The sequence below is a fragment of the Dehalobacter sp. genome, assembly GCA_023667845.1.
In the GTDB taxonomy this organism is placed as follows: domain Bacteria; phylum Bacillota; class Desulfitobacteriia; order Desulfitobacteriales; family Syntrophobotulaceae; genus Dehalobacter.
In genome coordinates this window covers 133,929-146,468 of the sequence record JAMPIU010000143.1, presented here as the reverse complement: position 1 = coordinate 146,468, position 12,540 = coordinate 133,929, and the positions used below count along the sequence as shown (strand labels likewise).

Here is a 12,540-nt window from a genome sequence, read left to right as displayed (position 1 = left end):
CGTTTGTCTATATATTACAGAGACGGGTCTCTTAAAGTATTTTTGTTGTGGATAAATTATTATAGCACAACACCTTATTCTTAAGCAAAGACCTACCTTCCAGACGCAGGAGGGCTTCCTTTTTTTCCAGGCCGCCGGCATAACCGGTAAGTTTTCCATTGCCGCCAATCACGCGGTGACACGGAATCAAAATGGAGATCGGATTATGCCCGACTGCACTGCCTACCGCCTGGGCGGACATCGAGGTTAACCCCCGGTCCAGGGCAATACGTTGGGCAATTTCCCCGTAAGTTATGACTTTTCCATACGATATCCGCAGCAGGATCTCCCAGACAGTCTTTTGGAAGTCGGTTCCCGCAGGAGCCAGACACAAATCCATTTTGGGGACTGAAATACCTGCCATGATACCTTTCGCGTTTCTTGCCGTGCTTGCTGCCTGTTCCTCTTCCCAAGTTTGTCCTTCTTGTCCCGAAAAATAAAAATCCAGCCGCCGACGCAGCGTCTCAAAAACGGGATATTCCGGATTCTCTGTCCATTCGGAAGTAACGACAGGATAATGCTTCTGGCCAATGAACCATAAACCGCTTAGCTCATCTTGGACTGCCGCAGCTGTCATTTTTCCAAGAGGTGTATTCACAGTGCAGGTATAGGTCGTGTTCGTTTTCATGTTGATAGGGTACCAGCTCCCTTCACCTATTTGAATAGCCGGTCTGCCAGTCCAACCCTCTTCGGAGCTGAAAAGACAGAGTGACCAATTCTCAGATAGGATAATATAATACAGTAATTGCTCGTATGAAAGCAAGTGAAAAGAAGTATTGGAGGGAAAGTTATGTTCAAATATGCCGATGCGCTGTTATTTCCAGTAGAAGTCAATTATCCCGACCCGCAGTTCGGCCGGATCATGCTGGAACATTACGGCGGGAAAGATAGCGAGTTCTCCGCAGCCACCCAGTATATGAATCACCGTGCTAATATGCCCAACCACTTTGTAAGGGAGTTATTGGGTCTTATCGCAGCAGAAGAACATAGCCATATGGAGATGATTGCTGAGGCGGTCAACAGACTTGGAGGACCACCACTTTGCTACGTCAATTCCGAGGGTATACCCTGGAACCTGACCTATGTCGATCAAAGCCTTGATCCTGCTGCGATGCTGCAGGCCGATGCTGAAGCTGAGATCCGCGCAAAAATGCTTTATGACACACATTTGACAATGACCAGCGATCCTGGTCTGAAAAAGATGATTCGCTTTCTGGGTGACAGAGAAGATGTCCACAAACACCTTTTTGAGAAGTCCCAAGCTATGATCCTTCAGGGTGCTGACCCAGGAAGTTTTAGCACATTAATCAGGGAATACCGAATGAGCTTCCCGGTCTGAATGCTCCTCCATATTTACCGGTGCATGATATTTACATGCTTTTGAATCATTACCACAGTATTCCATTCTATATGATCTTTTTTATTCCTTTAATCTTCCGACCATGCAATTGAGTCCAAAGTCCATCATGCCCTGAATAACTTCAGTCTCACTTAGCGTTCCTTCGATCTTACCGTCTTTACCCATTACACTGACGAGACTGAAATGATCAGCAGAAAACTTATCAATAATCTGTTTAAGCGCAGTGTCCCTACTTACCGCGAGACTCCTTCCGGGCATCAACCCCTGCGCCAAAAGACGCTCTTTCTTGCGGCAGAGCTGCTTTAAAAAAACAATTCTGGCATTGTCCAGCTCTTTGCCGCTGCCAATCCAGAAAAAGATGCCAAGAACAATAAAAAGAACCGGTTCATAAATATAGAAGCCCATTCCCTGCATCAGGAAACCAGCGAAAATAAAAACACCCCCAAGGCATTTACCGGCTGCCGCCAGGAGCCGGGTGGTCGGGACAAAGCCAAAAGACCCCGCCAGCAGGCCACGGACCATTCTGCCGCCGTCAAGCGGCAGAACAGGAAGCAGGTTAAAGGCTGCCAGCCAGAAATTTGTTTTGGCAAATTCCAGTGCCCATGCTCCGTTCAAAATGCCGTTTTCGCGAAGAATCTGAATGAAGAAGAATAACACGATATTGACGGCTGGACCAGCAAAGGCAATGATTGTCTCCTCCTTCTTTTTCCCTTCAAAGCTGTCGTCAAGAACGGCCGTCCCCCCATAGGGATAGAGCTCGATACTCCTACACCTGATCCCGTAACCTCTTGCAGCAAGTATATGACAGGCTTCATGAACAATAACCAGGCCAAAGACTAGAAGTGCCCTGACAACCTGACCGGCAAGCATACATAGGATTAATAGGATGATAAAGGTCGGGTGAACCTTAACTTTCATCTTCATCTCCCTCTTTCTCCCCATCCCTGGCAGATCGATTAAAAGTACTAAGTACAATCGGAATTTTTGAATTTATATACTAGTTCTGAATTAGGTATGTCAAGGGGTCGACCGGCTGACCGTCTTTTTGCAGTTCTAGGTAGAGCCAGGGTTTTTCCCGTGCTGAGCTGACTCCGACTGTCCCCAATTTTTTTCCCATCGAAACAGGTTCACCCCGTTCAACATTAATATCGCCAAAATTCCCCAAAAGGCCCTCCCAGCCATTGCCAAAGTTGATCCGTATCACTTTTCCGAATTTTTCATTTTCACTGACTTCGAGTACAACTCCTTCCTGGGGGCAGAGCACAGCAGTCCCCAGCGCACTTTCAATTTCAATGCCGCTGCTGATCGTCCCATCCTCATTTTTGCTCTCAAACGCTACCTTGACAGCTCCGGCTACAGGTGGATAAAAAATCTCTTCTTTTACAGAATTCACCGGCAGGCTTTCAGAGTTCTGAAGGCCTATTGCTTCTTTTGCCATCGTGTTTAGTGCCACATAGATATTTCCACTGCTCATACCGCCTTGATAAACAGCATAGACGCCTTTGGAAACAAGGTCCTCTCCGCTGGCACTGAAAACAATCGTTAAAAACAAAAAAGCCGAAAGAAGTACTCTTTTCTGACTGCCGTTCCAACCGGCCAAAAGACCTCCGGAAGTTTTTTCATTAAAATAAGTCCGACGATCTTTCCAGTTGCTCCTGACATATTCCTGATCATCCCTATAACCACGTCCGATCTCCCGGGCAGCCTTTTCAAATTCCCAGTCATCCCAGCGCTCAAACGGATCCATTCATCCACCGCCTTATAAAGGTTTTCCTTCAGGGAGACAACCCTAATAAAGAATATGAACAAATACGCAAAAAAGAACATCTTCCTGACGAAAATGTTCTTTTACAAATTTCTTTACAGATTCGAATAATGGCTTGTTAACTTTTGTCATTGAAGGTGTCAGAACATTCGTCGTTCTCCTCTGAGACTTACGCTTAAGACCAGCCCGACCGCGAGCATATTTGCCCACATCGAGCTGCCGCCGGAAGTAATAAACGGCAGAGGAATTCCGGTGACAGGCATGATTCCTGAAGCCATCCCAACATTGATGAAAACATGGAAAACAATCATTGATACGACTCCGGAGACAATCAGTACCCCGTACCTGTCTCTCGATTTGGTGGCTACGGTAACCATCCGCAAAAGCAGGATGCAGAATATAAACAACAGTATCGATGTTCCGATAAAGCCAAATTCCTCGCCCACAACTGAAAAAATAAAGTCTGTATGATGCTCAGGTAAAAAATTATACTGGGCCTGGGTGCCTTGCTGGTACCCTTTGCCCCAAATGCCTCCGGAACCTATGGCCCAAACCGACTGAATAACATGATATCCATCCCCTGAAGTATCCTTGGCGGGATCCAGAAAAGCAATAAACCGGTTAATCTGATAATCTTTCAAAGGCAACGGCAATCCTTCCAGAAATTTCAGCGGTCCGGGAAGGTTCGTGGCTAAGTGCAATGCAACAGCACCAACGGCCGCCCCAATGCAGCCGACAATCACCGCCCCAAATTTAATCGGATTCGCTCCGGCAACAAACATCATTCCAATGAAAATCGCCCCGAACACCATCGCAGTCCCCAAATCAGGCTGAAGAAATATTAATAAAGTAGGCGGCAGTACAAACAGCAGGGGTAGAATAAAATCCTTTACATTATTCAGCTTTCCTTCCCTCTCATTGAGAAAGCTGGCAAACGTAACAATCAGCAGCACTTTGGCAAATTCCGAGGGCTGAATGCTTTGCGTAGAGGTGATAGGTATCCAGCGCTGCGCACCCTTCGCTTCAGAACCAAAAGCAAAAACGAGAAGAAGCAGGAATATATTGAAAGCGTAGATCCAGATACCAATCTTTTTATAGTTTTCATAATCAGTAAACGCAACAATGACTGTAAGAACAATTCCTGTAGCGATCCAGACCACCTGAGTTTTCACATAATGATACGGGTCTGACGCCATAACATTAATGGAAGCCGTGCTTAAGATCAGCAGGCTCGCCCCTAAAAGCAGCACAACTGCCAGGACCATTCCAAGATCGAGACCTCTGATAGAATTCCAATCTCTTTCCTTTATCATATCTGAAATACTCCATATATAGACTGCTAACCAAGATTATATCACAGATATCTTCATTCACAATGATAACTTGACAAGTAAAGGGTTTTTTCTTAGTAAAATGCGTTGAAAATCTTCATACTGGCCCAACTCCAACCGTTCAGGCTTACGAGTGTGACAAACCTCATATAGATGGCCTGTCCCAAATTCGAATGCGCATTCAAAATCGACACTGGTGTCGATTTTGGGACAGGCCTGGTTGGAGGCTAACCATCAAAATAAGAAGAGTTCCTGGATTCGTTTCCAAAAACCCTTGGACTTTACGTCTTAAAATTGTTGTAAATCAATCCTAAACTTCAAGTTCCGATACACCCATGTAAAGTCTTGTTCACAAAAAAAGAAGCTTAATGCTTCCTTTTTGTTTGACTTGAGCAGTTTACTCACGAAATCGACTGTGTTCTCTCCATATAGTCCCTTCTAATTTTCTTTACAGGAACACTGGCCATCAGCGCGACTTCCTTCTCATCTTGATTCAGGTATACCTCCAATCCCTCTTCGTTAATCACCATATAATTTGATATCACCTTGACCAGATCTTCTTTTAAGCGATTCATCAGGTAGGGCGATATCGTGGCACGGTCATGAACCAGAACCAGCCGCAGCCGATCTTTGGCCTGACTACGGCTTCCGGAATTGTCCTTGCCCAGCACACGATATAATAATTCCCACAACATAATTACCTCCCCCCAGTGCAGGGCTAGCGTATGCCAACTAAATTTTTCAGTTTATCCATCAGGGAATTCGATACATCCAGGTTCATTAATGGGACTTCTTCGCCTCTTACCCTCTGTGCAATCCTCCGGTAAGCTTCGCCCGCTTTGGAAACGCCGTCCATGACTGCGGGCTCTCCTCTGTTGGTCGATACAATAATCTTCTCGTCCTCCGGTACCACACCGAGAAGATCAATAGCCAAGATATCAACGATATCCTCAATGTCCATCATGTCCCCTTGTTTAACCATCCGTGGTCTGATTCTGTTAATAATTAGTTTTGGATTACGCAGATCCGAACTTTCCAATAGTCCGATAATTCTGTCGGCATCGCGGACTGCACTGACCTCCGGCGTCGTAACGACAATTGCTTTGTCCGCACCGGCGATTGCATTGTAAAAGCCCTGCTCAATCCCAGCCGGACAATCGATCAGCGTATAATCAAATTCTTCACGGAGCTCTTCGCAGAGAACCTCCATCTCATCGGGGCTTACTGCTGTTTTGTCTTTCGTCTGAGCAGCCGGAAGCAAATGCAGGCTGTTGAACCGCTTGTCCTTAATAAGTGCTTGTTTGATCCTGCAGCTGCCGCTTGTAACATCGACAATATCATAGACGATCCTATTCTCGAGGCCCATAACAACATCAAGATTGCGAAGGCCGATATCCGTGTCGACCAATACAACTTTAAATCCGGCAAAAGCCAGGGCTGTCCCCAAATTTGCTGTTGTAGTAGTTTTTCCTACGCCACCTTTCCCTGAAGTTACTACAATTGTTTCACCCATAACCAAGCCTGCCTTTCATCATAAATGGTTAATGCATTGTCTTACATTTTAGTTATAATTTACCATTGCTAAGTAAAAAATAAATCCCCTCTTCAGAATTTCAACCAGTACCTTGTTAGCCCAGCGTAAGCTTTGATCTGTTTCTGTGTAAGAAGATTCTACAATCCCTTTTGCTTTTCCTTTCGTAAAGAGAAAAAACCGAGGATCAAATTCCCCGGTATTTCTTATTTATATGACTATTTCCAGCCAAAATAATATTTAAATGCTGCTTTCGCGACATAACCCGATGTTTCACTGCCGTGTCCGCCATATTCCACCACGCCGGCAAATGCGATCCGAGGATTGTCATACGGTGCAAACGCGATAAACATCCCGTTATAAGCTTCTTCTTTGGATGTTCCCTTCGAACCGATCTGGGCCGTACCGGTCTTGCCGCCGCCGGTGAACTCCGGTATATCTCTGAAAAGCCAGGCCGCTGTCCCCTCACCGCTCGTTACTTCCGACATTGCTTTTTTGATCGTTTCAATATTTTGTTGGGAAACAGAAACTTCGTTTAGAACTTCCGGCTGGTTCTGCTGGACGACTTTCCCGGTCACAGGGTCAAGAATTTTGTCCACAACATAGGGCTTGTAATGTTTTCCGCCATTGACAATGGTCGCGACATAGTTAGCCATCTGAAGAATTGAATAGTGGTTTGCACCTTGACCAATCGAACTGTTATAACTGTCGTACAACCGCCAGTTTACATACTCATTAATGTTATTTTTATATTCCTGTTCGGCCTGAGCAATTTCATCTTCTTTATCATGCTGAAGCTTATTTTTCTCATCCTGATCTTTTGCACTGGCCAGAAGCTGCGCATATTTATCCCCAATTTCCTGAAGTTTTTCTTCTCTCTTTTTATCGTAGTAGGGTTTATAATAAGATTTCTTCCAGGCCGGGGAAGGCACATTTCCTTCCGCTTCATACGGTAAATCTACACCGCTAGTAACCCCCAAACCAAATTCATTGGCGATTTTCTTAATCAGCTCCGGATCTTTCTCGAAAACCCGCCGTCCGACAATCTGGAAATAGATATTTGAGGAGTGGGCAAGACCGCTGTAAAGGTTCACCATGCGAAAATAGTTGTTGCCCCATTCAGCAACACCTGCGCTCTGTACTTCTGGTGAGCCCAGGGAAGACAGCCTATCGTCAAACGCATCATCCGGGGTAACTACGCCTGCTTCCAGAGCGGCCATGGCGGTAATCATCTTAAACGTTGAGCCGGGTGGATACGTACCGGTCAGCGCCCGGTTGAATGACGCGGCATCTTCACTGCTGAAATACTTTTGAGCAGTTTCCTCCGAAATTTTCCCGATTAGGTCATTCGGATCCATGAAAGGACGGGAAGCCATGGCCAGTATTTTGCCTGTATTAACATCGATGACTACCGCCGCGCCGGCCTGGGCATCGGGATGGGTCTTCTGAATATCCTTGATCACTCTGTCCAGTTCGTTCTCCACGACACGCTGCATCTTGCTGTCGATGGTCAGCTGCAGGGTACAACCTGCCTGGGCTTCCTGGAGCGTTTCTTTGTCGATCGGTCTCGCGTTGCCGTCGACGCTGACAATTTCTACGCCATGACTGCCGCGCAGCCAGGTATCGTAACTTTTTTCCACGCCCATTTTCCCTACAAGGTCACCCTGCGTGTAGCGATATTCGTCATCATTGGACTCTGCCTGCTCATTGAATTGTTCAATTTCACTCTCGCTTATTTCCCTAACATAGCCCAAGATCTGACCAAGCAGTGTCTTTTGCGGATAAACCCTTTCCGCTATCGGTTCAATGCTGACGCCGGGCAGCTCATTGCTGTGCTCGGCGATAATCGCCTGTAGTTCTTTCGGTATATCTTCCAGAATGACAACCGTCTTGTAGCTCTTCCACTGCTGGTTACGAATCATCACCAAAAGATCCTCGGTAATCAATTCTACCGATTGGTTTGGATAAGGCCAGTACGGTTTAATATATTCTGCGAGGTTAGCAACAACATCTTTCCAGTTGGTGTTCACTTTCTGCAGGTCCGTCCAGTCCAGGGTCAGCGCAAACCTCGGCACGCTTTGGGCCAAAACGATATTGTTGCTGTCCACAATCTCTCCGCGGACCGCGGACGTCGTGACCGTTTTCATCACATTACCGGCCGCCAGGTCCGAATAATAAGAGGCTTTGGCAATCTGCAGCCACCACAGATTAAATCCTAAAATTAAAAAAAGAAGGACGACAACCACACTAAGCCCGGTTAATCGTCTCTGATAAGGTTGTCTCTCCCTTTCTTCCATCGTGTTCATCTCCTATTAAGCAATCATGTTTAACCAACACTATAATTGTTGTTCGATCTTCTTTTTAGGCTGCAAAATTCCTTCTGTAAAAGACTTGTGGACGAAGGGATAGGTAAGCGGAACCAATAGGCAGTTGTAGAAAGAAATGCCCAGAATGACCTTTACGGCATCGCCGAGGTACCAGTTAAGTCCAGCGGTGGTTGCAATCAAGGCCATCAGGGTCTGCCCAAGAACCGTTACGATAAAGACGAGCACCATGGTAAGGGGAATGTTTTCTCTGTACCAGCGCTGCTGAAGCATACTGATCAGCAGTGCAACCACAGCTAAAATGATCGCATAGAGTCCGATATACCTTCCGAGATAGAAATCCACAATCAGGCCGATCACAAACCCATACACAATTCCCTGAGCCGGCCGGTGATGCAGAGCGATATAAATAACCCAGAGCATGGCCAAATCAGGTTTTATGCCGGCCCATGACCAATAATGGAAGATTGTCCCCGGGAGGATGAGACAGACAATAAGAATCAGTAACATTACGATAAAACGTTTCATCGACTGCCCTCCGGAATGCTCACTACATAGACTTCCTCCAGAGAATCAAAATCAACAATGGGTTCGATCGAGGCTACTTTCAGCAAGCCTTTCGCATCAATTTTAATCTCGGTAACAACACCAATCGGAATGTCCTTAGGATAGACCTCTCCTAAACCCGAAGTATATACCAAATCTCCTGCATTGACTTCATCGTCCTGCCGGAAATTCATTTCGAGTTCTCCTGAGGAATTCAGCCTGGTGTTTTTCTTATACGTACCTTTGACAATCCCAAAAATCGCCTCACCTTTATTACCCCTGGCAAAGGCGCCAACCTGTCCCTCTCCGTCGAGTAGCAGTAAAACATCCGAGGTCTTCGGGGTTACAGAAATGACTTTCCCGACCAGACCCAAATTGGCAACAACAGGATCATCCACTTTTACGCCGTGATCACTGCCTTTATTGACGGTGACTGTCTGATACCAGGCTGAAGGATTACGGTTTATAATGGTGGCACCAATTTTCTCATAGTTCTCCAGCGAGGGACTTTGAAAAACAGCATCAAGTTCCTGATAGCGCAGGGCAGCCAGTACCTGTTGTTTGAGCTGAAGATTGTCTCCCGTGAGCGTTTCTACCTGTTTACGAAGTTCCTCATTTTCTGCTTTGACAGTCCGAAAACTGAAAATCGCCCGAAAATTATCTTTAATCCCATCTCCCAGATTCCAAATCGCACTTTCTATCGGTGAAAGTACTCTTTGCATGGCGTTCCCGACAGGGTTCGGAGACTGACTGCCGAGTCCGGTCAAATGGATCGTCGTCAAAGTGATCAGCAGAACAGCAAAAACGAGAACGGCTATACCCATGGGATTTATTTTTTTCCCCACCGATTTCTCCTCCCGCTTTTAATTCTTCTGCATAGCGGCAATCCTTCTTAGAATTTCCTCATTCTCAAGCACTTTACCGGTACCCAGTGCAACACAGGAAAGCGGGTCCTCAGCAAGGTGGACGGGTATCCCTGTCTGATCGGCAATTAGCCTGTCCAGATTTCTTAACAGTGATCCGCCTCCCGCCATAATAATGCCTCTGTCCATGATATCTGCCGCCAGTTCCGGAGGCGTTTTCTCAAGGCAGTTCTTTACCGCATCAACGATAGCATTTACCGGCTCATTTAAGGCTTCAACAATTTCTTCGGAAGTAATCTCAACGTTCTTGGGGAGACCTGTCAGGAGATCGCGTCCTTTGATGGCATACGTCAAACCTTTTTCCGGCATATAGGCCGCTCCGATCTCCATTTTGATGTTCTCAGCCGACTGATAACCGACGGAGAGGTTATAAGTTTTCTTGATATACGCAATAATGGCATCATCCATCTCATCTCCGGCTACCCGGATCGAGCCGGCTGTAACGATGCCTCCCATCGAGATCACGGCGACTTCAGTTGTGCCTCCGCCGATATCGACAATCATATTCCCGGTAGGATCGCTCACGGGCAGACCTGCTCCGATGGCGGCAGCCATCGGCTCTTCCATAATGATCGGATCTTTTGCTCCGGCTGCAAGAGCTGCTTCCTTGACAGCTCTTTTTTCAACTGCGGTAACTCCGGATGGCACACAAATGACGACCCGGGGCCGCGCAAATAAGAATTTTGATCCTAAAGCCCTGTTGATAAAATATTTAAGCATTTTTTGAGTAACATTGAAATCCGAGATTACGCCGTCTTTCAACGGTCTGATTGCAACAATATTTCCCGGAGTTCTTCCGATCATCTCCTTGGCTCTGTCTCCAACCGCCAGAGGCTCATTCTTCTCTATATCCATAGCAACCACTGAAGGCTCCCGTACTATGATTCCTTTGCCTTTCATATGTACAAGGGTATTGGCGGTTCCCAGATCGATTCCGAGGTCCTTGGAAAAAACCATGTTTTGTAAATCTCCCTTCAAGATAAATCATTTCAAATTTCAAGTGATGCCTGGCAGTCTTTTCTCAGTCTCCCACAAAGTGGAATTTTTCATACCATATTTCGTATTGCTATGGCATCGTTTTATTATATCATTTTTTTGCATCAAATTAATGAATATTTCCTATTTTTCAATATTTTTTTATATTTGTGGTCATCTTTCGACAGTGGTATTGTTAGGCTAAAGGTCGGGCTAGATGATCCCCTGTTCTTTCAGGCTGACATACTTTTTATCCCCGATGATGATATGATCCAATACCTCAATCCCTAATATTTTTCCGCCTTCGGCAAGCCTTTTGGTAATATCAAGGTCTTCCCTGCTGGGCGAAGGATCGCCGCTCGGATGATTATGCAGCAAAATAATTGTATTCGTGTTACGCCGGATGGCATCCTTAAAACACTCCCTGGGATGCACAATGGATGAATTGAGAGACCCGACCGATACAGGACTTATACCCAGTACATTGTTTCGGGTGCTTAAGTGTATGATCCTGAAGTGTTCCCGGTCGAGCTTCCGCATCTCCTCCATGACCAGATCGGCCGCGTCTGATGGCGTGTTGATCACCGGGCGTGACATAGGATCAGCGCAGACACTCCGTTTGCCGATTTCCAAGGCTGCCTTGACTTGAGCCGCTTTGGCCGGCCCTATGCCGTGAACCTGTTTTAATTCATCAACGGATAATCTGGCCAGGCCAGTCAGTCCGCCCGTTTCCGTCAAGATTCGTTCAGATAGTTCCAGGACATTTTCCCCTCTTGAACCGGTCCTCAGCAGTATCGCCAGTATTTCTTTGGTGGACAGGTTTTCCGGACCATGCTGATGAAGACGTTCCCTTGGTTTTAAATCTTCAGGCAAGTCCTTTAGCCGGCGGTAATTCATCCCTTTTCCCTCATGCTTCAAGGTATCTTTTATTTTTTAGGGGAAATCCCCTTATCCTCAAGCTTTCGCACCAGAAGCTCCATCGGCAGTCCGACCACATTCGACCAGGAACCGCTGACTGCTGTCACAAACCCGGCAGCTCCGCCCTGAATCCCGTAAGCGGCTGCTTTATCCATCGGTTCCCCTGTCGTAATATAATCCTTGATTTGCTGAACCTTCAGCTCCCGAAAAGACACAGTTGTAATCTCAACAGCAGTCTCCACGCTGATCTGCTGACGAACCTTGTCCATTGCGGCTAACGCAATCGCGGTCATTACCCGGTGGGTTTTTCCGCTTAAGTTAAGAAGCATTCGTTCCGCTTCCTCCTCGTCAGCAGGCTTTCCGAGCACAATATGGTCCAGCACCACAATGGTATCGGCGCCTAAAACCAAATCATCAGCCGAACCACTTAAATCAAGCCACGCTTCAAATCCGGAAAGCGCCTTGCGTCTGGCAAGACCCTGTACGCCTGTCTCAGGCCAAACATCTGGCGGAAGATACTCGTCGACCGGAGTGCTGACAAGTCTGAAGTCATATCCCCATTCCTCCAGAAGCTCACGCCTCCGCGGCGAAGCCGAAGCCAAAACCAACATCATCTGTCACACCCTTAATCAATGTAAGCTATGATAATGCTTACAAACTTGTGGCACGCAGACCTGCCCAAAAAGATCAAGTAATCATACGGCCCTTACGGAAGAATAATATTAACAAGCCGGGTTATCGTCCCCCGGCTGTTAAGTCTTCTATCAGTCTAGCACTATTCCCTTTTTTTGACAAGTCCAGCGTGTATTGACACTTTTACGACAAAAA

At 46.5% G+C, this 12,540-nt stretch carries 13 protein-coding genes; 1 reads left to right on the top strand and 12 read right to left on the bottom strand.

Annotated elements, in window-relative coordinates; genetic code table 11:
- Nucleotides 1–31: 31 nt before the first annotated feature.
- A complete protein-coding gene (locus tag NC238_11540) occupies nucleotides 32–667 on the bottom strand; it encodes a methylated-DNA--[protein]-cysteine S-methyltransferase (protein ID MCM1566551.1) in 636 nt (211 codons plus the stop codon).
- A 162-nt stretch (nucleotides 668–829) separates the two neighbouring features.
- On the opposite strand from NC238_11540, the gene NC238_11535 reads away from it, so the two are divergent.
- Entirely contained in the window at nucleotides 830–1,378 is a 549-nt protein-coding gene (locus NC238_11535; protein MCM1566550.1) for a manganese catalase family protein, read from the top strand.
- A gap of 81 nt (nucleotides 1,379–1,459) precedes the next feature.
- Here NC238_11535 and NC238_11530 read toward each other — a convergent pair whose 3' ends face one another.
- The 11 genes from NC238_11530 to NC238_11480 form a co-directional block, all read right to left on the bottom strand.
- Entirely contained in the window at nucleotides 1,460–2,323 is an 864-nt protein-coding gene (locus tag NC238_11530) for a M50 family metallopeptidase (GenBank protein MCM1566549.1), read from the bottom strand.
- 73 nt (nucleotides 2,324–2,396) lie between these two features.
- On the bottom strand, nucleotides 2,397–3,146 hold the full coding sequence (locus tag NC238_11525) for a peptidoglycan DD-metalloendopeptidase family protein (protein MCM1566548.1): 750 nt from the start codon (nucleotides 3,144–3,146) through the stop codon (nucleotides 2,397–2,399).
- Between the two features lie 158 nt (nucleotides 3,147–3,304).
- Nucleotides 3,305–4,477 carry a rod shape-determining protein RodA gene (rodA, locus tag NC238_11520; protein MCM1566547.1) on the bottom strand — a complete coding sequence of 391 codons (1,173 nt, stop codon included), beginning with the start codon at nucleotides 4,475–4,477 and terminating at the stop codon, nucleotides 3,305–3,307.
- A gap of 419 nt (nucleotides 4,478–4,896) precedes the next feature.
- Nucleotides 4,897–5,187 carry a cell division topological specificity factor MinE gene (gene minE / locus NC238_11515; GenBank protein ID MCM1566546.1) on the bottom strand — a complete coding sequence of 97 codons (291 nt, stop codon included), beginning with the start codon at nucleotides 5,185–5,187 and terminating at the stop codon, nucleotides 4,897–4,899.
- Between the two features lie 26 nt (nucleotides 5,188–5,213).
- Nucleotides 5,214–6,008, bottom strand: a complete 795-nt coding sequence (gene minD / locus NC238_11510) for a septum site-determining protein MinD (GenBank protein ID MCM1566545.1) — start codon at nucleotides 6,006–6,008, stop codon at nucleotides 5,214–5,216.
- A 236-nt stretch (nucleotides 6,009–6,244) separates the two neighbouring features.
- Nucleotides 6,245–8,323, bottom strand: a complete 2,079-nt coding sequence (gene mrdA, locus NC238_11505) for a penicillin-binding protein 2 (protein MCM1566544.1) — start codon at nucleotides 8,321–8,323, stop codon at nucleotides 6,245–6,247.
- A gap of 39 nt (nucleotides 8,324–8,362) precedes the next feature.
- On the bottom strand, nucleotides 8,363–8,878 hold the full coding sequence (gene mreD / locus NC238_11500; GenBank protein MCM1566543.1) for a rod shape-determining protein MreD: 516 nt from the start codon (nucleotides 8,876–8,878) through the stop codon (nucleotides 8,363–8,365).
- Complete coding sequence (gene mreC / locus NC238_11495; protein ID MCM1566542.1) at nucleotides 8,875–9,741, bottom strand: rod shape-determining protein MreC; 867 nt, start codon at nucleotides 9,739–9,741, stop codon at nucleotides 8,875–8,877. Before mreC ends, mreD begins: the two co-directional genes overlap by 4 nt.
- Before the next feature lie 18 nt (nucleotides 9,742–9,759).
- Entirely contained in the window at nucleotides 9,760–10,800 is a 1,041-nt protein-coding gene (locus tag NC238_11490; protein MCM1566541.1) for a rod shape-determining protein, read from the bottom strand.
- A gap of 207 nt (nucleotides 10,801–11,007) precedes the next feature.
- Nucleotides 11,008–11,691: a DNA repair protein RadC gene (gene radC / locus NC238_11485; protein ID MCM1566540.1), complete on the bottom strand. Its 684-nt coding sequence runs from the start codon at nucleotides 11,689–11,691 to the stop codon at nucleotides 11,008–11,010.
- A gap of 29 nt (nucleotides 11,692–11,720) precedes the next feature.
- Nucleotides 11,721–12,326, bottom strand: coding sequence for a Maf family protein (locus NC238_11480; protein MCM1566539.1), 606 nt, complete (start codon nucleotides 12,324–12,326; stop codon nucleotides 11,721–11,723).
- Nucleotides 12,327–12,540 lie beyond the last annotated feature (214 nt).

What these genes read in the sequence shown, in the direction of transcription:
- NC238_11540 (MCM1566551.1), bottom strand. Translation starts at nt 667, where the DNA reads ATGAAAACGAACACGACCTATACCTGCACTGTGAATACACCTCTTGGA.
- NC238_11535 (MCM1566550.1), top strand. Translation starts at nt 830, where the DNA reads ATGTTCAAATATGCCGATGCGCTGTTATTTCCAGTAGAAGTCAATTAT.
- NC238_11530 (MCM1566549.1), bottom strand. Translation starts at nt 2,323, where the DNA reads ATGAAGATGAAAGTTAAGGTTCACCCGACCTTTATCATCCTATTAATC.
- NC238_11525 (MCM1566548.1), bottom strand. Translation starts at nt 3,146, where the DNA reads ATGGATCCGTTTGAGCGCTGGGATGACTGGGAATTTGAAAAGGCTGCC.
- rodA (MCM1566547.1), bottom strand. Translation starts at nt 4,477, where the DNA reads ATGATAAAGGAAAGAGATTGGAATTCTATCAGAGGTCTCGATCTTGGA.
- minD (MCM1566545.1), bottom strand. Translation starts at nt 6,008, where the DNA reads ATGGGTGAAACAATTGTAGTAACTTCAGGGAAAGGTGGCGTAGGAAAA.
- mrdA (MCM1566544.1), bottom strand. Translation starts at nt 8,323, where the DNA reads ATGGAAGAAAGGGAGAGACAACCTTATCAGAGACGATTAACCGGGCTT.
- mreD (MCM1566543.1), bottom strand. Translation starts at nt 8,878, where the DNA reads ATGAAACGTTTTATCGTAATGTTACTGATTCTTATTGTCTGTCTCATC.
- radC (MCM1566540.1), bottom strand. Translation starts at nt 11,691, where the DNA reads ATGAATTACCGCCGGCTAAAGGACTTGCCTGAAGATTTAAAACCAAGG.
- NC238_11480 (MCM1566539.1), bottom strand. Translation starts at nt 12,326, where the DNA reads ATGATGTTGGTTTTGGCTTCGGCTTCGCCGCGGAGGCGTGAGCTTCTG.